Origin of the sequence: Polaromonas sp. UBA4122, from assembly GCA_002381615.1 — a bacterium.
Taxonomy (GTDB): domain Bacteria; phylum Pseudomonadota; class Gammaproteobacteria; order Burkholderiales; family Burkholderiaceae_C; genus Polaromonas.
Window position 1 is genome coordinate 22,778 of sequence record DFWY01000053.1, and the last position, 18,110, is coordinate 40,887.

General features: G+C 60.8%; 17 protein-coding genes and 1 tRNA gene. 6 read left to right on the top strand and 12 right to left on the bottom strand.

Annotated elements, in window-relative coordinates:
- Positions 1 to 43: 43 nt before the first annotated feature.
- The 3 genes from B3F77_RS07110 (at position 44) to B3F77_RS07120 (ending at position 3,289) form a co-directional block, all read left to right on the top strand.
- Positions 44 to 1,192, top strand: coding sequence for an ABC transporter substrate-binding protein (locus B3F77_RS07110; RefSeq protein ID WP_293604284.1), 1,149 nt, complete (start codon positions 44 to 46; stop codon positions 1,190 to 1,192).
- A gap of 65 nt (positions 1,193 to 1,257) precedes the next feature.
- A complete protein-coding gene (ppx, locus tag B3F77_RS07115; protein WP_293604285.1) occupies positions 1,258 to 2,757 on the top strand; it encodes an exopolyphosphatase in 1,500 nt (499 codons plus the stop codon).
- A gap of 82 nt (positions 2,758 to 2,839) precedes the next feature.
- Positions 2,840 to 3,289, top strand: coding sequence for a hypothetical protein (locus B3F77_RS07120; protein WP_293604286.1), 450 nt, complete (start codon positions 2,840 to 2,842; stop codon positions 3,287 to 3,289).
- A 17-nt stretch (positions 3,290 to 3,306) separates the two neighbouring features.
- Here the strand turns inward: B3F77_RS07120 and B3F77_RS07125 are convergent, their stop codons facing one another.
- The 9 genes from B3F77_RS07125 to B3F77_RS07165 form a co-directional block, all read right to left on the bottom strand.
- Entirely contained in the window at positions 3,307 to 3,780 is a 474-nt protein-coding gene (locus tag B3F77_RS07125; protein ID WP_293604287.1) for a SixA phosphatase family protein, read from the bottom strand.
- Positions 3,781 to 3,783: 3 nt separating this feature from the next.
- Positions 3,784 to 5,892 (bottom strand): polyphosphate kinase 1, encoded by a 2,109-nt coding sequence (gene ppk1, locus B3F77_RS07130; protein ID WP_293604288.1) that lies wholly within the window; start codon positions 5,890 to 5,892, stop codon positions 3,784 to 3,786.
- A 41-nt stretch (positions 5,893 to 5,933) separates the two neighbouring features.
- A complete protein-coding gene (locus B3F77_RS07135; RefSeq protein ID WP_293604289.1) occupies positions 5,934 to 7,037 on the bottom strand; it encodes a glycosyltransferase family 4 protein in 1,104 nt (367 codons plus the stop codon).
- The gene (locus B3F77_RS07140) at positions 7,034 to 7,900 is read right to left on the bottom strand and encodes a UDP-2,3-diacylglucosamine diphosphatase (protein WP_293604290.1); all 867 of its coding nucleotides are present in this window, start codon (positions 7,898 to 7,900) and stop codon (positions 7,034 to 7,036) included. Before B3F77_RS07140 ends, B3F77_RS07135 begins: the two co-directional genes overlap by 4 nt.
- On the bottom strand, positions 7,900 to 8,751 hold the full coding sequence (locus B3F77_RS07145) for a GNAT family N-acetyltransferase (protein ID WP_293604291.1): 852 nt from the start codon (positions 8,749 to 8,751) through the stop codon (positions 7,900 to 7,902). The genes B3F77_RS07140 and B3F77_RS07145 overlap by 1 nt, the downstream gene beginning before the upstream one ends.
- A 100-nt stretch (positions 8,752 to 8,851) precedes the next feature.
- Positions 8,852 to 9,142 carry a hypothetical protein gene (locus B3F77_RS07150; protein WP_293604292.1) on the bottom strand — a complete coding sequence of 97 codons (291 nt, stop codon included), beginning with the start codon at positions 9,140 to 9,142 and terminating at the stop codon, positions 8,852 to 8,854.
- Positions 9,143 to 9,655: 513 nt separating this feature from the next.
- Positions 9,656 to 10,174 (bottom strand): GNAT family N-acetyltransferase, encoded by a 519-nt coding sequence (locus B3F77_RS07155; protein WP_293604293.1) that lies wholly within the window; start codon positions 10,172 to 10,174, stop codon positions 9,656 to 9,658.
- Positions 10,175 to 10,185: 11 nt separating this feature from the next.
- On the bottom strand, positions 10,186 to 10,626 hold the full coding sequence (locus B3F77_RS07160; protein WP_349678393.1) for an amidohydrolase family protein: 441 nt from the start codon (positions 10,624 to 10,626) through the stop codon (positions 10,186 to 10,188).
- The gene (locus B3F77_RS07165) at positions 10,568 to 10,747 is read right to left on the bottom strand and encodes an NAD(P)-binding domain-containing protein (RefSeq protein WP_293604295.1); all 180 of its coding nucleotides are present in this window, start codon (positions 10,745 to 10,747) and stop codon (positions 10,568 to 10,570) included. Before B3F77_RS07165 ends, B3F77_RS07160 begins: the two co-directional genes overlap by 59 nt.
- Before the next feature lie 169 nt (positions 10,748 to 10,916).
- Here B3F77_RS07165 and B3F77_RS07170 point away from each other — a divergent pair, with 169 nt between their 5' ends.
- From B3F77_RS07170 to B3F77_RS07180, 3 genes are all read left to right on the top strand, one after another.
- A complete protein-coding gene (locus tag B3F77_RS07170; RefSeq protein ID WP_293604296.1) occupies positions 10,917 to 11,903 on the top strand; it encodes a Bug family tripartite tricarboxylate transporter substrate binding protein in 987 nt (328 codons plus the stop codon).
- 377 nt (positions 11,904 to 12,280) lie between these two features.
- The gene (locus tag B3F77_RS07175) at positions 12,281 to 13,630 is read left to right on the top strand and encodes an efflux RND transporter periplasmic adaptor subunit (protein ID WP_293604297.1); all 1,350 of its coding nucleotides are present in this window, start codon (positions 12,281 to 12,283) and stop codon (positions 13,628 to 13,630) included.
- Positions 13,631 to 13,671: 41 nt separating this feature from the next.
- The gene (locus tag B3F77_RS07180; protein ID WP_293604298.1) at positions 13,672 to 16,812 is read left to right on the top strand and encodes an efflux RND transporter permease subunit; all 3,141 of its coding nucleotides are present in this window, start codon (positions 13,672 to 13,674) and stop codon (positions 16,810 to 16,812) included.
- Positions 16,813 to 16,817: 5 nt separating this feature from the next.
- Here B3F77_RS07180 and B3F77_RS07185 read toward each other — a convergent pair.
- The 3 genes from B3F77_RS07185 to B3F77_RS07195 form a co-directional block, all read right to left on the bottom strand.
- A tRNA-Leu gene (locus tag B3F77_RS07185) sits at positions 16,818 to 16,900 on the bottom strand.
- Positions 16,901 to 16,931: 31 nt separating this feature from the next.
- Positions 16,932 to 17,591: a DedA family protein gene (locus B3F77_RS07190; RefSeq protein ID WP_293604299.1), complete on the bottom strand. Its 660-nt coding sequence runs from the start codon at positions 17,589 to 17,591 to the stop codon at positions 16,932 to 16,934.
- Between the two features lie 86 nt (positions 17,592 to 17,677).
- On the bottom strand, positions 17,678 to 18,040 hold the full coding sequence (locus B3F77_RS07195) for a hypothetical protein (RefSeq protein ID WP_293604300.1): 363 nt from the start codon (positions 18,038 to 18,040) through the stop codon (positions 17,678 to 17,680).
- Positions 18,041 to 18,110 lie beyond the last annotated feature (70 nt).

Below are 18,110 nucleotides of genomic sequence, written 5' to 3' on the forward strand. Positions count from 1 at the left end.
CTTTACATCGAACGGCGGGCACGGCACCGCTTGGGAATCAGCCATGCATTTACAAAAGCCAGTCTGCAGTCGTCGCCAGCTGCTGCAGCGTGTCAGCCTGCTGACGGCAGGCGCTGCCGCACCGGGCTGGGCGCAGCCTGGCAAATCGGCCGCATCGTCACGCAGCGTCGTCGTTGCGCAGGTTGTTGACTTCTCGCAGGCACAGCAGGACGTGTCCAAGGATTTTCTGATCGGGTCACGCGCCGCCTGGCAGGACATCAACTCACGCGGAGGTATTCGCGGCAGGCAGGTGCAGCATCTTGCGGTTGAAACGGACGGCACGCCGGCCAGTCTGCGCACGGCGCTGGACTCGGTCAAGGACAACCCTTCGTGCATGGTCCTGTCCGGCAGTGTCGGCGACCAGATCGCCAGCCAGATCCTGGCCCTTTCGCTTCAGGGTGGTCTGAACATCGCTCACGCAGCACCCTGGCTGCAAAACGCCAGCCTCGAAATCGACGACAGGACATTTCCCATCTTCGCAGCACGACAGGAGCAGATTGCTTTCGCATTGAAAACCCTGTCGGTCATGGGCTTGAAGGAGTTGGGTGCGATTTACGGAACAGCGCAGGACCACACCTCCTACCATGTCGAGCTTGAACGCATTGCTGCTGGCATGCAGCTAAGACTGCAGTCATTCCAGGGAACGGGTGACTTGCGCCTGCTGAGCCAAAGGCTGACGCCAACTACCCCCGCTGTGCTGCTGTTTGTGGGTGGCACGCCGGAGCTTGCCGCGTTCACGCAAGGCCTGGGAAAACAGGCGCGTCAGCGCTACATCGTGGCCCTCGCCGACGTCAACCTTCAGACCCTGCTGCAGATGGGCGCTTCGCGCAACATGCCGGTGATCGCGACCCAGCCGGTGCCGCTGGTCAACGCCAGCTTGCCGATCGTCAGGGCCTACCGTGAAACGCTCTCACGCCTGTTTGACGAGCCTCCCACCCCGCTAAGCCTGGCCGGCTTCATTGCCGCCCGGTACACCTATGAAGTACTCAATGACGTCGAAGGCCCGCTGACACGCCAGAGCGCCCTGGCAGCCTTTCAGCGGCGAGCCAGCCTGGATATTGGTGGTTTTCGTGTCAGTTTTAACGCCCAGCGCAGAAGCAGCACCTATGTCACGCAAAGCATGATGTCGGTCGATGGCCGGCTGATTGGTTAGGGTCTGGCATGCTGATGCGGGTTTCGCGTGAATGCTATGCTGACCTTGTCAAACCAAAGCCAGCCATGCAAAACGGAACCCGCCTCGCCGCTGTGGACCTCGGATCCAACAGCTTTCGCCTCGAAATAGGCCGCCTCGACCACGGACAGATCCACCGGACCGAATACCTCAAGGAAACGGTCCGCCAGGGTAACGGACTCGATGCCGACCGCAACCTGACTCTAGAGGCGATGCAGCGCGGCTGGGACTGTCTGGCCCGCTTCGGCGAGCGGCTGGCGGGCTTTAAAAGAACGCAGGTCAGGGCGGTTGCCACCCAGACACTGCGCGAAGCCCGCAATCGCGAAGAATTTCTGGCGAACGCCCACAAAATCCTGGGATTTTCCATTGATGTCATTTCAGGCCAAGAAGAAGCCCGCCTGATTTACCAGGGCGTGGCCCACATGCTGCCGCAGTCGGAAGAACGGCGGCTGGTAGTGGATATCGGCGGTCGCTCCACCGAAATGATCGTAGGCAAAGGCCTTGAAGCGCGCACCATGGAGTCCTACCGCGTCGGCAGTGTGGCCTGGTCGATGAAGTACTTCTCCGACGGACAGTTCAGCCCACGCGCGTTCGAGATGGCTGAAATTGCCGCCAAAGCAGTCCTTGATGAAGCCGTCAACGCCTACCATTCAGGCACCTGGGATATAGCCTATGGCTCTTCCGGCACCATCGGGGCCGTCAGCGATGTTCTGGCTGCCGCCGGCTGGTCACCCGGTGTTGTCACGCGTGAAGGCCTGGACTGGCTACTCGAGCGCCTGCTCAAAGCGCAAAGCGCCGACCGCCTGAAGCTCGATGGCATCAAGGATGACCGGCGCGCAGTCATTGGCGGCGGTGTCAGTGTGCTCAGGGCCGTGTTTGATCTGCTGGGTATTGAGCAGATGGAAGCGGCGCAAGGCGCCCTGCGCCACGGCGTGCTCTACGACCTGCTGGACCGCGAGCAGGATTTGACCGATTTGCGCTCTACGTCTGTGCAGCGACTGGCCAGTAAATTCAATGCGGATGCCGTGCAGGCCCAGCGGGTCAGTAGAGTCTCGATGCACCTGTTCCAGATGGCTTGCACGGGCGTGCCCCGTGCTGAACCGGAGCGCTACCAGCGCAAACTGGAGTGGGCCGCGCAACTCCATGAGATTGGCAGCCAGATTTCACACAGCGACTACCACAAGCATGGCGCCTACATTCTGGACAATGCCGACGCGCCCGGCTTCGCCCTGCCCGAATTGCACCGCCTGGGCCTGCTGGTACTGGGCCATCGCGGCAAATTGCGCAAGCTGGAGGCCGACTTCGAGGATCGGGTATTTGTCCAGCAGTTGCTCTGCCTGCGCTTGGCGGTCATTTTGTGTCATGCCCGGCGTGACCCTGACCTCAAGGACCTACGGCTTGAATCCGTTGCCGAGCCCGGGCGGCTCTTCGTGCTGAACTGCAGGCCCGGCTGGGCCGAGGCCTTTCCTCAATCGGCGTATTTGCTGCAGGAAGAAGTGCTGGCCTGGCAAAAAACACCGTGGACACTGATCGTTTCCGGGTTGTAAATTCGCAGGGTTGCCCTTTTTTTTAAACGGTATAAACTATATAAACGGTTTATTCGTACCATTTATTTCAAAGGAAATCTTCATGACAACCATAAAAATGGTACCTGTACCGGCTGCGCCCGAGACGCCGGCAAAACAAAAAGCAACCCCGTCAGCGCCGGCAAAATTGCCCTTCAGCAAAGTTCCCAACGGCAAAGCTGCTGTCAAAAAATCCTCTGTAAAAAAAGCCGCTCCCAAAAAGGCCACCGCCAAGGCGCCTCTTTCCAAAGCCTTTGCCCCGGCAAAGCTTGAAAAAGCCGTCAAAGCCAAAAAGCCCAAACTGGTCCGTGACAGCTTTACCATTCCAAAAGCCGAATACGTGGCGCTCGACGAGCTCAAACAGCGCGCAGCCAAACTGACCCGCCCTGCCAAAAAAAGCGAGCTGCTGCGCGCCGGCATCAAAATCCTGGTCGCTCTGTCCGACGCGGCATTCCTGACGGCCCTGGAGCAGGTTCCCACCATCAAGACAGGCCGGCCTACTCTCAAAAAGTAAGCGCCGCAGAGGTCTGCTCAAAGCATCTCAGGCGACTGCACGGTCACCACGACGGTCTGGCTATGGCCGTCACGGTCACGGCTGCGAAGCCACCAGAGGGCGCCCTTTTTGACGGGGCAATCGCTTTCCTGCAAACCGAGCAGTTGCGCAATGGTCTGCCCCAGCGTGGGTTGATGCCCCACCACCAGAATCGGCGATTTACTCAGGGGCCATTGCACCAGCTCCAGTAACTGCGCGGCCGTTGCACCGGGTGCAAGCTCAGTACGGATCTTGTACTTGCGCCCAAGCGCCAGAGCCGTCTGCTCGCAGCGCCGCGCCGGGCTCACCACAATGCGCGCACCTTCGGGCAACTGCCGGTCCAGCCAGCTGGCCATGCGGAAGGCCTGTTTTTCTCCGCGTGGCGTGAGTGCACGCTCTAGATCACGGCTTCCCAGCGGATCACCTTCGGGCCAGTCTTCTGCCTCTGCATGACGCCACAAGATCAGGTCCATGTGTTATTTTCCCCAGTGGTTGGGTGACGACGAGTAGCGCGCCATCAGGGCCGCCTGTGCGCCGTGGCGCTGCGCCGGGTCTGGCGGATTCACGCGCGCATACGTGCCGTCCGGCTGCAAGTCCCAGGCATCGCAGTCATCGTGCAGGTAGGCGACCAGGCATTCATCAATGATGCGCTGGCGAATGACAGGATCGGTCACTGGCCAGGCCAGCTCCACCCGGCGCAGCATGTTGCGGTTCATCCAGTCGGCGCTTGAGAGATACAGCGTTTCTTCCTCAGCGCAGCGGAAATAAAACACACGCGAATGCTCAAGAAAACGGCCAATCACCGAACGTACGCGGATGTTGTCCGTCACGCCGGGCACTTGGGCCGGCAGCATGCAGGCGCCGCGCACAATCAAATCAATTTTCACACCGCGCTGCCCCGCCCTGACCAGGGCCAGCATCAGGTCTTGGTCGGTCAGCGCATTCATCTTGACCACAATGCGTGTGTCTTTGCCCTGCAGGGCAGCTTCACCCAGCGCATCTATTTTTTCCACCAGTTTGCGTTGCAGCTGAAACGGCGCCAGCAGCAGGTGATGCAACTTGGGCAAGCGGCTTTGACTGGCCAGATGCACAAATACATTGTCAATGTCCGAAGTCAACAGAGGATCGGCCGTCAGGTAGCTCACGTCGGTGTACAGGCGGGCCGTACCCTGGTTGTAATTGCCGGTAGACAGGTGGCCGTAGCGGATGAGGTTCCGCCCCTCGCGCCGGGTCACCAGCAGCATTTTGGCGTGGGTCTTCAGACCCACCACGCCGTAAACCACTTGTGCGCCAATCGACTCCAGCATTTCTGCCCAGTTGATATTGGCTTCCTCATCGAAACGCGCCTTGAGCTCCACCACCACGGTGACTTCCTTGCCCTGGCGAACAGCCTCCCGCAGCAACACCATCATTTCCGAATCCGCACCCGTACGGTATATGGTTTGCTTGATCGCCAGTACCTGGGGATCGTCGACCGCCTCGCGTAGAAAGTCCAGGACGCCGTCGAAGCTCTCAAACGGCTGGTGAATGGACACATCGCCCTGCTTGAGCCGCTCAAAAAAAGATTGCCCGGGCTGCAGCTGCGTGGGGTAGCAGGCGTTGTAGCGGGGAAAAAGAAGCTTGGGATCATTGACCAAGTCCACCAGCTGGGTCAACCGCACGAGGTTGACTGGGCCTGGCACCCGGTACAGGGCGAGCGCCGGCAAGTTGAATTGTTTGAGCAAAAAGTCCGACAAGTATTGCGAGCAGCCGGCCGACACTTCCAGCCGAACGGCCTGGCCGTAGTTGCGCTGCTCCAGACCCTGGCGCAAAGCTGTTCGCAGATTTTTCACGTCGTCTTCATCCAACGCCAGATCGGAGTGCCGGGTGACGCGGAACTGGGAAAACTGCCCCACTTCCCGGCCTGCAAAAAGCTCCGCCAGATGGGCCCGAATGATGCTGGACAGCGAAACAAACAGCATGCCCTTTCTATCTCTGCTGCCCTTGCTGCGGCTCGGCATGTGAATCAGGCGCGGCACTACCCGCGGGACCTTGACGATGGCAATTTCGTTCTGACGTCCGAAGGCATCATGCCCACCGAGCCGGACAATGAAATTCAGCGACTTGTTGGCCACCTGTGGAAACGGATGAGAGGGATCCAGGCCAACCGGAATCAGCAAGGGCCGCACCTCCCTTTCGAAATAGGCTTTGACCCAGCGCCGCTGAGCCACGTCGCGTTCCCCGTGCGAGACGATACGAATGCCGTGCTGTTCAAAGGCAGGTAGCAGACAGTCGTTGTAAAGCGAATACTGGTTTGCCACGATGTCGTGTGCGGCCGCCGAAAGCGCCTTGAAAGATTGGACCGTGTACAGGCCCTTTTGCTCGTTGCTTTGGGTGGCCGTCAGGTGGGGTGCCGTACGGACCTCAAAAAATTCGTCCAGATTGGACGACACGATACACAGAAATCTCAGGCGCTCCAGCAGCGGCACATCCGGGCGCTTTACCCAGTCCAGTACCCGCTCATTGAAGGAGAGAATGCTGAGGTCGCGGTCCAATAACTGGACGGGTGGCGCAGCAGAGGCCACCGGGATGGGTGAAGTGGGCATCAACAAGAAAATTTTTTGTCATCAAAGGTAAGCCTGAGTGTTTACTGATTTGATGACAAAGGTGTGACAGTACTTTTGACGGATGTTGCACCGGCATTGACGGGCTTGCAAGCGGTAATTTTCTGGGCAGCAACCAGGTTACTTTCAAACAGCTGCGCGGCCTGCGCCCAACTGAAGTCCAAGGCACGCGCACGCGGCTCATGACGCGGCACAGCCAGCGCGCTGTAACAAGCCTGCTGCAAATCGGCGTCCATGACACCCCCGTGACAACTTCCGTCAGGTTTTCCCAGCACTTCCAGTGGGCCATCCACCGGGAAGGCGGCCACCGGCGTGCCGGTGGCCATGGCTTCCAGCATCACCAAACCAAAGGTTTCCGACTTGCTCGGGAATACAAACACATCGGCCGCGGCGTACACCTTTGCCAGCTCTCCTCTAGCCAACACGCCCATCCAGCGTACCTGCGGATAGCGTTCCCTGAGCGACGGCTCCAGCGGCCCCACCCCGCAAACGACTTTGCTACCGGGAATGTCCAGCCGCAAAAAAGTCTCTATGTTTTTTTCGTACGACACCCGCCCCACAAACAGCGAGACCGGTCGCACCAGCGTACCCATGGGCGGGTACAGGAGAGGTTGGGGCTGGAAGGCAAACAGCTCCGTATCCACACCGTGCGTCCAGCTGCGCAGGTTGCGAAACCCCCGCTGCTCAAGCATGAACAGCACGCCGTTGGTTGGAACCATCACGCCGGAAGAAGGCTTGTGAAAGTAACGAAACAGCGCATAGCCCCACGACAAGGGAATTTTGAGGGCGGCATGGAGGATTTCAGGAAACTTGGTGTGAAAGGCCGTCGTGAAACTCAAACCGCGTTTAAGGCAGTAGCTGCGTGCAGCCCAGCCCAGCGGACCTTCTGTGGCGATATGGAGGGCTTCTGGCTGAAAAACGTCCAGTTTGACGGCCAGGCGGCGCTTGGGGCGGACTGCCAGGTCAATCCCGGCATAGCCCGGGCAAGGCCGGGTAGTGAACAGGCCGGGATGAATCACTTCAACCTGATGCCCCAGTTCCTCAAGCTCACGCACCAGTTCTACCAGGGTGGTGACAACGCCGTTAACCTGAGGCTGCCAGGCGTCGGTAATCAGCGCGATCTTCATGCAGTCACCGCCACATCAGCCTGGCCACGACGCTGGGTTTCATGGGCTGGAGCCCAATGCAACAGCTCCAGCGTGCCGTCGAAGTTCTCGACCAGCGCGGTGCGGCTCTCAACCCAGTCGCCGTCATTGCAGTACAACACGCCGTTGATGTCGCGCATTTCGGCGCGGTGAATGTGGCCGCAAACCACGCCCTGATGGCCACGACGGCGCGCTTCGTTGGCCACCGCCACTTCAAAGTCGGTGACATAGTTAAGCGCGCTCTTGACCTTTTGCTTCAGGTAAGCCGACAGCGACCAGTAGGGCAAGCCCATGCGGGCGCGCAGGCGGTTGAGATGCCGGTTGAGTTTGAGTGTGAATTCATAGAGGTTGTCGCCCACATAGGCGAGCCATTTGGCGCATTGCACCACCGCATCGAAATAGTCGCCGTGAATGATCCACAACTGGCGGCCGTCAGCGGTGATGTGGACAGCTTCGTCAATCACTTCGATGCCGCCAAACTGGTGGCCCATAAATTCACGCGCAAACTCATCATGGTTGCCAGGAACGAAAATGATGCGACAGCCTTTGCGAGCGCGCCGCAGCAGCTTTTGCACCACGTCATTATGGGACTGCGGCCAGTACCACCTGCGGCGCAGCTGCCAGCCATCAACGATGTCACCCACCAGGTACAGGTTGTCGCTGGGATGGGCTTTCAAGAAGTCCAGCAGGGCAAGCGCCTGGCAGCCGGGGGTACCCAGGTGCAGGTCGGAAATGAAAATTGTGCGGTAGCGCTTGCGCAGGAAGTCCGCGTCGTCGTCCTGGCCCGGTACGAACCCATCACCAACTGATGCGAGCGCTCCCAAAGCGTCAAAGATGTTTCTCATCACGCCTCCATTGGATTACCGGAAAAATGCTTCAAATAACGCGGTGGCAAATCAGCGATGCGCATCATCATGGGCAAGTCGGCCGAGTTGAAGTCCGGATCCCAGGCAGGCGCACCCAGCACCTTGGCGCCCAGCCGCAGGTACCCCTTGATCAACGTGGGCGGCTCCACATCCAGCGAATCGTCAAGCTGCTCAACCGGCAAGGCGAGGCGCGGCGTCACCTGGTACTCGATGGCGGCCAGATGCGTTTGCCTGACCTGGCGCCAGATGCTGGCTGCTGCATGCCCGCTGGACACGCCGTTGTGCTGCATCGGAATGCTGGCGCAACCAATCATGGTGTCGAGTTGGTTGCGCGACATGAACTCGGCCAGCGCGCCCCATAGCGCCAGAATCACGCCGCCATGCCGGTGGTCTGCGTGCACGCAACTGCGGCCCAGCTCCACCATGCGCTCACGCAGGCTGCGCAGCCGTGTCAGGTCGAACTCGATGTCACTGTAGGTGCTGCCCACGCGCTTGGCCTGCGTCGGCGTCAGTACCCGGTAAGTGCCGATCACCTCCCGACTCTCCGCGTCACGCACCAGCAGGTGTTCACAGTAGTCGTCAAACAGATCGACGTCATGGCCGGGCAAGGTTTTCGACAGCGTTGCGCCCATCTCCAGCGCAAACACCTGGTACCTCAGCCGCTGCGCCTGCCGGACCTCGTCCTGGTGCCGGGCCCAGCTGACCGAGATTTTCCCCACTGCAGGCCTTTGAACAGGAGCTTGACTGACCGCATGACGGCTTTGATGAAGTGACCCCCGTGGCATTGCGACGGGCGACAATGCAAAAGTGGGATTGGGCAGTTCTTTCATGGCTAACTCCTTGTTTGCTGGGTGTCTGAAAACACTAAAACCACTCACACCGATGCGCTGAAAAAAGCCCCGTCGAAGGGGCTAAATGGAGCTTTGACGATCAATCACCCGCGACCTGCGAAACCGCTTTCTCGCATCGGCCGGCTGCAGTGGCCGATGCCGGGCGACCACCCGACAGCCCATCCAGCCACGGTCGGGTGCCCGCCTTGAACCGCAAGCCACCCGGGCCACTGGCCATGGCCTGCGCCGTACAGCGCAGAATGCGCAGGCGCTGCTTGTCGAGGTCGTGAATGGCCGCGCTGGGGCCTTGGCTGACGCCTGTTCCCCGCTTACCCTGCTCACCGGCTTTGCTCAAATTCATTCCCATCGCGTGATCCATCGTGCAAGTCATGCGGCGATTCTGAAAGCTGGGGGTGACGCGCTCATGTCAGTTCAATGGCACTTGTGTGACAGCGCGGGTCGGCTGTGGGTTGTGCCGAGCGTCTGGTCAAACTGCGCTGGAAGATAGCCAGGGGGACTGAGCCGGTGAGCAGCATTGCCACCAGCGACGCCAGCGACGCCAGCGCTATTAAATCAGGAGCTGCTTGTGCCCGTAGATAGGGCGCTATGGCAATAAATGATTAAAAAAATATACAGCCCGCTGGTTCAGCCGCATGGCCAGCGGCAAGCGGGCCACTTCTTCGCTGGCCAGGCGGCCTCGGGTGGTGCAAAAAGCGCCGGATCGATATTGGGAAGATTCACTGCAAGGCTTGCGAACTGGCACGGTCGCCGCATGCGTTTTTTGCTGATAATTTAATGATAAAATCGGCCTATAGCCCTTACAGCATGGGCGTAAGCAGCTATTTATTTGATAGTAAAAAGGATGGCGCGGCATCCCCTCCGCCCCCCAGAGGCCGTCCAACCCTCAATCCAGCCATTTGTGAAAAAACTGCGCCACGCCCATGGCGGGGTCCAGCTGGTAGCCGGCAAAACCCACGCGCTCATAGAGCTTGATCGCGCTGGCGTTGCCCTGCAACACCTCAAGCGTCAGCTTGCAGGCGCCGCGCTCGCGCGCAATCTCATCCACCAGCGCCAGCATCTGCTCGCCGACCCGCTGGCCGCGGTGGCTGGGCAGCACGGCCACGTCATGAACGTTGACCAGCGGTCGGCAGGCAAAGGTGGAAAAGCCTTCGATGCAATTGACCAGGCCCACGGGCTGGGCGCCGTCAAACGCGAGTACGCTGAAAGCCTGCGGATGGGCGGCCAGCTCTTTGACGAGGTGACTTTTTGCATAGTCACTGAGCGACTCGCCGCCGCCGGCCGGGTCCTGCGCATAAGCGTCCAGCAGCAGGACCAGCGCGCTGGCATGCATGGGATTGTAGTAGTCGGCCCTGCAAATGAGAAGCTGGGGAGTGCGGGGGTTGGCCGAAGCAAATTCAGTCACACGAGGTTCTCTCAATGAAAAAATGATGGCGTGATTTTAAAGACGGCGGCGTCCTGGAGCCGATAGAGGCGTTTCGCGTTCTCACCCATGATGGCGGCCTGCTCTTGCGGGCTCAGGTGGGCCAGCAACTGCTGCGTTTCGCCCCACCACTGCGCATAGCTGCCTGAGAGTTCCAGCACCGGCCAGTCACTGCCCCACACCACCCGTGCTGCCCCAAAGCACGCTAACACATGGTCACCCCATCGCCGCACGACGCCGGGCCCGGGTGTGCGGCCGGCCTCGGTCACCAGGCCGGAGAGCTTGCACATCGCTCCGGTTTCTGAGGCCAGCTGCGCGATACCGTCGGCCCATGGCTGCCACTCCCACGCGGCAATGTCGGGTTTGGCCGCATGGTCACGTCGCCTGCAGCCAGCTCGACCGGTGTGGCCCAAGCCACACCGCCGTCTTTGCAAACGCCTGGGCTATCTCGGGCCGCACGTCAAACGCGGGCACGTTGTAGACCGCACGGAGCAATGATCGAGCCATGCCGTTGCCCATGGCGCCCAGGCCGATCAATCCGACATTCGTGTTCACGGTGTGCCCACGAAGCTTCCGTGCCTGACGTTAATACAACTGCTGATCATATGGTTTTGACGGCACATGCCCAGGCCCAATTCAGGCCCAGTCCAGCAACTTCGGCGACCAGAAAAAACTTGCTAAAGTGGCGACATTGAAGGTTTTACATTCATTTACTGGAGCCCCCATGGTTCACTCGCTTCCAAAACACGTTCGGCGCCTGCTGACCACCCTGGTTGCCCTTGGTGCCTTATCGCTGGCTGGGCTCGCTCAAGCGCAGAGCGGCACCGTCAAGCTGCTGGTAGGTTTTCCTCCCGGCGGCGGCACCGACGCGATTGCCCGCACGCTGGCAGACAAGCTCAAAGACCAGTTGGGCATGCCCGTCATTGTGGAAAACAAAGCTGGCGCTGGTGGCCAGATTGCGGCCCAGACGCTCAAGGCCGCACCAGCGGATGGCCTCACGCTGTTTTTGTCGCACGACCACACCATATCGATTCTCCCGCTGGTGATGAAGAACCCGGGGTTTGATCCGGCGCGTGACTTTGTGGCCGTGGGCGGCTTTGCCACCTTCGTCAATGCGCTGGCCGTGTCGGGTGGGACACCCGCCAAGTCAATGAACGAATATGTAGCTTGGGTGCGCAACCAAGGCGCGGGCAAGGGCACAGTGGGCGTGCCTGCGCCGGCCTCGGTGCCCGAGTTCCTGGTCCAGGTGATCGGCCAGAAATTCAAGCTGGACTTGCAGTCGGCCCCGTACCGCGGCAGCGCGCCCATGATGGGCGACATGCTGGGTAACCAAATCAATGCCGGGGTGGGTTCCATTCCCGATTTCATCGAAAACCACAAAGCGGGCAAGATCCGCGTGCTTGCCGTGCTGGGCGGTGCGCGCCAAGCCATCCTGCCCGAGGTGCCCACTTTTGCCGAGCTGGGACTGGCGGGATTTGAAGATGTGCCCTATTACGGTATTTTTGCACCGGCCGGCACACCGCAAGTCGCCATTGACCGTTTCTCGGCCGCCCTGGCCAAGGTCGTAGCCATGCCCGATGTGCGCGACCGCCTCACCGCCATGGGCCTGACCGTGGGCTACATGACACCAAAGCAGCTCGCCAGCCGCGAGCAAGCCTACAGCCAGACGTGGGCACGCATCATCAAGGCCAGCGGCTTCCAGCCCCAGTAAACTTGAGAACAGCAGCTATCCCGGCGTGACGAGCGCCGGAGACAGATTCCCGGTTTCAAGCAATAAATAGAGCTCTAGCGCAAGCAGTACGGGCCTGACAAGCTATCAAAAAACTAGCAATTTCCGTCATCTCCTGTCAGCCAAGGCGGCCATCGGCCCAGGTCTGACCAAGGCTAAAAAGGGCGGGGTCGGCTTTACCGCACATTTACGCGCCTGTTCTGAGCAGCATATCTGAGGGTAAAGGGTTGCAGTGATAATTATTGCTAGCCGGCTAAAAGATGCGCACCGGCATCCTGCCAACCCTGCAGATGACAGAACCCATCCAGTACAGAAAATGCCGCGACAAACCCCTTGGCGGCGATCAACAAGGACAGGTGATGGATCCAGAATTCGAGGCGCTGCACAGCGGCGCTGACTCAAGCCCCCGTAAACGTTTTGGTCGCCGCGCATCGATCATTGGCAGCATTGTTGCGGTTCTTGCGCTGGTCGGCACCGGCTGGCTGGCGTGGCACCTGACCCATCCTTTACCCGAAGCGGGCAGCACGGCCGCCGGGCCGGGCAGCCCTGGTGGCGCGGCCGGCAGGCGCAGTCCACCGCCCTCCACGGTAGGCGTCGCCATGGCGGAGCGGGCCAGCATTCCAATTATTCTGGAAGCCCTCGGTACCGTCACGCCGCAGGCCACCGTGAAGGTGCGCCCCCAAGTGTCCGGCGTGATGGAAAAAGTGCTGTTCAAGGAAGGTCAAATGGTGCGTTCCGGTGACCTGCTGGCCACCATTGACCCCCGCCAGTTTGAATTGGCGCAGATGCAGGCAACGGGGCAGCGCCAGCGCGATGAAGCGCAACTGGACAGCGCCAAAGTGACCTTGCAGCGCTACAAAACCCTGCTCGAGCAGGACTCGATTGCCCGTCAGGACGTCGACTCTCAGGCGGCACTCGTCAAACAGCTGGAAGGCACGGTGGTGATTGATAAGGCAGCGGAAGGCACAGCCCGCCTGAATTTGGGCTACACACGCATCGTGGCACCTGTCAGCGGCCGCATCGGTTTGCGTACCGTGGACGTCGGCAATGTGGTGAGCAGTAGCGACGCCAACGGCGTAGCCCTGATCACGCAGGTCACGCCGATTGATGTGGTATTTGCCGTTCCGCAAGACCAGGCGGGCGAGTTGCAGCAGGTCGTCAGCACAGGCGCAACAATGAAGGTCACCGCGCTCGATAAAAATCGCTCCAGCACGCTGGACACCGGCGTGTTTGCCTCGCTGGACAATCAGGTCGATACACAGACGGGCACGATCAAGGCCAAAGCGCGCTTTGCAAACAGCAAGCTGACGCTTTTTCCGAGCCAGTTTGTCAATGTGCAGCTGTTGGTCAAAACCATTGACAACGCCGTCATGGTACCGGTGACGGCCCTGCACCATGGACCCGCCGGTGACTATGTCTATGTGGTCAATAGCGCCGAGCGCACCGTCAGCCTGCGGCCTGTGCAGGGGGGCCAGGCGACGGTTGAAAAAATCGTGATCACCTCTGGCCTGCAGGCGGGCGAGCGCGTCATCACCGAAGGCGCGGACCGGCTCAAGGACGGCGCGCGGGTGGTGCTGCCGGGCGACGCGCCTAAAGGCGCAGGTGTAGGTGCTAAGCGCCAAGGCCAGAGCGCTGGAGCCGACGCGCCCGCAGCGCAAGCCTCCAGTCCACAGCGCCGTCGCCGTGCCTCACAAGCCGAGGGGTCATGAGCCAGCCGCTTGAGTCAAACCCCTCTGAGCAGGGCCATGCCATGAGTCCCTCCCGTCCCTTCATCCTCCGGCCGGTGGCGACCTCTCTGCTGATGGTGGCCATTGTGCTGGCAGGTCTGGTCGGTTTCAAGTTTTTGCCGCTGTCGGCCTTGCCGCAGGTGGACTACCCGACGATTCAGGTCCAGACCCTCTACCCCGGTGCCAGCCCCGAGGTGATGGCGCAAACCGTGACGGCACCGCTGGAGCGCCAGTTCGGCCAAATGGCCGGGCTGCAGCGCATGAGTTCCACCAGCGCAGCCGGGGTATCCATCGTCACGCTGCAGTTTGGCCTGGGGCTCACGCTGGATGTTGCCGAGCAAGAGGTGCAGGCCGCCATCAACGCCGGAGGCTCGCTGCTGCCGGCCGACCTGCCTGCTCCGCCAGTGTATGCCAAGGTCAACCCGGCCGATGCACCCGTGCTGACGCTGGCCATCACCTCCGACACCCTGCCACTGACGGAGGTGCAGAACCTCGTCAACACACGGCTGGCCCTGAAAATCAGCCAGGTCAGCGGCGTCGGCCTGGTGTCGCTCAGCGGCGGCCAGCGCCCTGCCGTGCGCATCCAGGCGAACACCCGGGCGCTGGCCTCTTATGGGCTGGCGCTTGATTCGCTACGCACCGCGATTGCGGCCGCCAATGCCAATGGTGCCAAGGGCAACATTGACGGCCCGACCCGCGCCTACTCCATCAATTCCAACGACCAGTTGCTGGCGGCCGCCGACTACAAAAACCTGATCATTGCCTACCGCAACGGCGCAGCGGTGCGCGTCTCGGATGTTGCTAACGTAGTTGACAGCGCCGAAAACATCAAGCTGAGTGCCTGGTCTGGCTTGAAGCCCGCCATCATCCTCAATGTGCAGCGCCAGCCCGGTGCCAATGTAATTGCTACGGTCGACGCCATCAAGGCGCGCCTGCCCGAGCTGCAGTCCGGCCTGCCCACTGCTCTCAAGGTGGAGGTACTGAGTGACCGCACCACCGGCATACGTGCCTCGGTGATGCACGTCGAGATGGAGCTGGTGCTGGCCGTGCTGCTGGTGGTATTGGTGATCTTTGCGTTTTTGCACAGCCTGCGCGCCACCGTGATTGCCAGCCTGGCCGTACCGATTTCCCTTATCGGAACCTGCGGCGCGATGTACCTGCTGGGTTACAGCCTGAACAACCTCAGCCTGATGGCGCTGACGATTGCCACCGGCTTCGTGGTCGACGACGCCATCGTGATGATCGAGAACATCTCGCGCTACATCGAGGAAGGCGAGGAGCCCATGCTAGCGGCGCTCAAGGGCGCCAAGCAGATCGGGTTCACCATCATTTCCCTGACCATCTCGCTGATTGCCGTGCTGATTCCGCTGCTCTTCATGGGCGATGTGGTGGGCCGCCTGTTCCGCGAATTTGCCATCACGCTGGCCATCACCATCCTGATCTCGGCAGTGGTGTCTCTCACGCTGGTTCCCATGATGTCGGCGCGCTGGCTCAAGCATGAGCCCAAAGACCAAGGCGAGGGAAAGGCCGGCAGGATCGGAGCCCGGCTGCAACATTTTTTTGAGGGCGTGATCGCACGCTATGACCGCTGGCTGAGCTGGGTGCTCAAGCGCCAGGGCATCACACTGCTGGTGGCACTTGGCACGCTGCTGCTGACAGTTCTGCTGTATATGCTGATTCCCAAAGGGCTCTTTCCCACGCAGGACACGGGCCAGTTGCAGGCGCGCGTTGAAACCGCACGGTCGGTTTCTTACGCGCGCATGGCCGAGCTGCAGCAAGCGGCCGCCAAGGCCATTCTTGAAGACCCTGATGTGGAGACCCTGAGCTCCTTTATCGGTGTGGACGCAGCCAACAACACCATGCTGCATACCGGGCGCATGCTGATCAACCTCAAACGCGTGCGCACCGGCAGCCAGCAGGCCACCATGGACCGGCTGCGCGAGCGTGCGGGCAAGGTCGCGGGCGTCACGCTGTACCTGCAGCCCACGCAGGACTTGACGATTGACGCCGAAACCGGTCCGACGCAGTTTCGCGTGTCGCTCGAAGGCTCTGACAACGCCACCGTGGTGCAATGGGCCACCACACTGGCCCAGCGCATGCAGCAGCTGGCAAGCCTGCGCAATGTGGCGTCCGATGCCGGCTCCAGCGGTGCGGGGGCCTACATCACGGTGGACCGCGACACTGCGTCGCGCCTGGCCATCACCACCTCGTCGATTGACGACGCCCTATACAGCGCCTTTGGACAGCGCATCGTCTCCACGATTTTTACCGAGACCAACCAGTACCGCGTGATTCTGGAGGCCCGGCCCGACACGCTGACGACACCGGCGTCTTTGGGCAACCTGCCCCTTAAAACCGGTTCTGGCAGCACCACGCCGCTATCGGCGATCGCCACCATTACCGAGCGGCCTGCGCCCCTGCAAATCACCCATGTGGCCCAGTACCCGGCCACCACGCTGGGGTTTGACACGGCGCCCGGTGTGTCGCTGGGCAAGGCGGTGGATGAGATCAAGCAGGCAGCCCAAGACATCGCCCTGCCGGCCAGCGTGACCCTGACCTTCCTGGGCGCGGCGGGGGCTTACCAGTCGTCCCTGGCCAACCAGCTGTGGCTGATTCTGGCGGCCGTGGTCTGCGTCTACATCGTGCTGGGCGTGTTGTATGAAAGCTATATCCACCCGCTGACGATTATCTCGACCCTGCCCTCCGCTGGTGTCGGCGCGTTGCTGGCCCTGATAATCAGCGGCTCGGATCTGGGGGTGATCGGCATCATCGGCATCATCCTGCTGATCGGCATCGTCAAGAAGAACGCGATCATGATGATCGATTTTGCACTCGAGGCAGAGCGCAGTAAGAACAAAAAGCCGACGGAGGCGATCGTCGAGGCCGCCAGCGTGCGTTTTCGTCCGATCATGATGACAACGTTCGCGGCGCTGATGGCGACACTCCCGATCGCGTTGGGCACGGGCTCGGGCGCTGATGCGCGCCGCCGGCTCGGTGTTGTGGTGGTCGGAGGACTGGCGTTCTCGCAGCTCGTGACTCTGTACGTGACGCCCGTATTTTATACGTACTTCGATGAGCTGCCGGAGAGAGTGCGCGGCCTGACGAAGAAGACGGTCGCGAGAATTCGCGGGCGCCGCCGCTCGCTCGCACCCAGCGAGCCTTAGAGAAATACCCGGGACGAGACTCGAACTCGTAAGGCCATAGGCCGCGGGATTTTGAGTCCCGTGCGTCTACCGATTCCGCCACCCGGGCGTGATCCCAATTTAGCCGATCGACTGCCGTGTCACGAGAGATCGGCGCGATTTTCGATCGTCGCGGGCGTGTCCGTCTCCGCGGCAAGCGCCAATTTCGATCTTCTTCGCTGAATGATATAGTAGACCAGGATTGCGACAGCGCCCAGCACCAATACTCCAAAACTTGTACGCGAGATGTATTTCTGGAGCAACGGCAGGTCGTGTCCGAAAAAGTAGCCAAGGGAGCCGAATACGACTGCCCAGGCAATGCTGCCAATGGTTGTGTAGATCACGAACTTCGTGAACGACATGCACGCCGCCCCGGCAACCACCGCTGCCCACGTCCGCAGAATCGCGATGAACCGTCCGAACAGAATTGTCTTCGCGCCGTTCCGCTCGAAGAAAGCGTGGGTCCGTTCGATGTGGGATCTCCTCACGCCGATATAACCGCCGTACCGCACGACGAGCGGCAGTCCGCCTTTGATCCCGATCCAATACCCCAGGATTCCGCCGACGATGGCGCTGAGCGCGGCGAGAATGATCACGATGACAATCGAGATATGTCCGAGAGACGCATAAGCGGCCGCGGTAACCAGCGCGATTTCACCGGGGAGCGGGATGCCCACGCTCTCGAGTAGCACCAGCGCCACGAGTACGGGATACGTGTACGACTGAAGCAGTCGTGACAGATGGTGTGCGAAATCAGGCATGAGAAGGTCGAAGGCAATAAAAGAGCCCTCAATCCATCGGATCAAGGGCTCTATCACATCGGGTGGCGAAAAAATGCGCCAGGATGCTAGGGCCTTTTCTTCAAGCCGGGTCGACCGCGCTGCTGCAGGCCCATGCCGGCCTTCGGCGATCCATTCTGTCCGGAGAGCTCCTGCGCGCGTCGCCGGAACTGCTGCTGGAGGGCGATGTACCGCGCTCGCTGCACCGGGGTCATGAACCGCGCGAGCTCCTTCTGCTCGGCTTCGACGATCGAGATGCGCTGCTTCTGCAATCGCAACGATGCGTCGAGCAGCTCACTCACGTGCTGCTGGTTCGGTTGGCCTCCCGACGTCATCTCCTGACGGAGCTGGCGACGGGTTTCCCTCTCCTGCGCCGCGACCTGACTTAGCTGCGGGGCGAAGCGCGAGTTGGACTGATCCAGCTGCGACATCTGCGCATCGGTTAGGCCGACACGTTCCTGGGTAAGCTCTGTCTCTTATACACATCTCCCAGCCCACCAG

Coding starts and splice junctions, on each gene's coding strand:
- B3F77_RS07110 (WP_293604284.1), top strand. CDS start 44: ATGCATTTACAAAAGCCAGTCTGCAGTCGTCGCCAGCTGCTGCAGCGT.
- ppx (WP_293604285.1), top strand. CDS start 1,258: ATGCAAAACGGAACCCGCCTCGCCGCTGTGGACCTCGGATCCAACAGC.
- B3F77_RS07120 (WP_293604286.1), top strand. CDS start 2,840: ATGACAACCATAAAAATGGTACCTGTACCGGCTGCGCCCGAGACGCCG.
- B3F77_RS07125 (WP_293604287.1), bottom strand. CDS start 3,780: ATGGACCTGATCTTGTGGCGTCATGCAGAGGCAGAAGACTGGCCCGAA.
- ppk1 (WP_293604288.1), bottom strand. CDS start 5,892: ATGCCCACTTCACCCATCCCGGTGGCCTCTGCTGCGCCACCCGTCCAG.
- B3F77_RS07135 (WP_293604289.1), bottom strand. CDS start 7,037: ATGAAGATCGCGCTGATTACCGACGCCTGGCAGCCTCAGGTTAACGGC.
- B3F77_RS07140 (WP_293604290.1), bottom strand. CDS start 7,900: ATGAGAAACATCTTTGACGCTTTGGGAGCGCTCGCATCAGTTGGTGAT.
- B3F77_RS07145 (WP_293604291.1), bottom strand. CDS start 8,751: ATGAAAGAACTGCCCAATCCCACTTTTGCATTGTCGCCCGTCGCAATG.
- B3F77_RS07150 (WP_293604292.1), bottom strand. CDS start 9,142: ATGACTTGCACGATGGATCACGCGATGGGAATGAATTTGAGCAAAGCC.
- B3F77_RS07170 (WP_293604296.1), top strand. CDS start 10,917: ATGGTTCACTCGCTTCCAAAACACGTTCGGCGCCTGCTGACCACCCTG.
- B3F77_RS07175 (WP_293604297.1), top strand. CDS start 12,281: ATGGATCCAGAATTCGAGGCGCTGCACAGCGGCGCTGACTCAAGCCCC.
- B3F77_RS07180 (WP_293604298.1), top strand. CDS start 13,672: ATGAGTCCCTCCCGTCCCTTCATCCTCCGGCCGGTGGCGACCTCTCTG.
- B3F77_RS07190 (WP_293604299.1), bottom strand. CDS start 17,591: ATGCCTGATTTCGCACACCATCTGTCACGACTGCTTCAGTCGTACACG.
- B3F77_RS07195 (WP_293604300.1), bottom strand. CDS start 18,040: ATGTCGCAGCTGGATCAGTCCAACTCGCGCTTCGCCCCGCAGCTAAGT.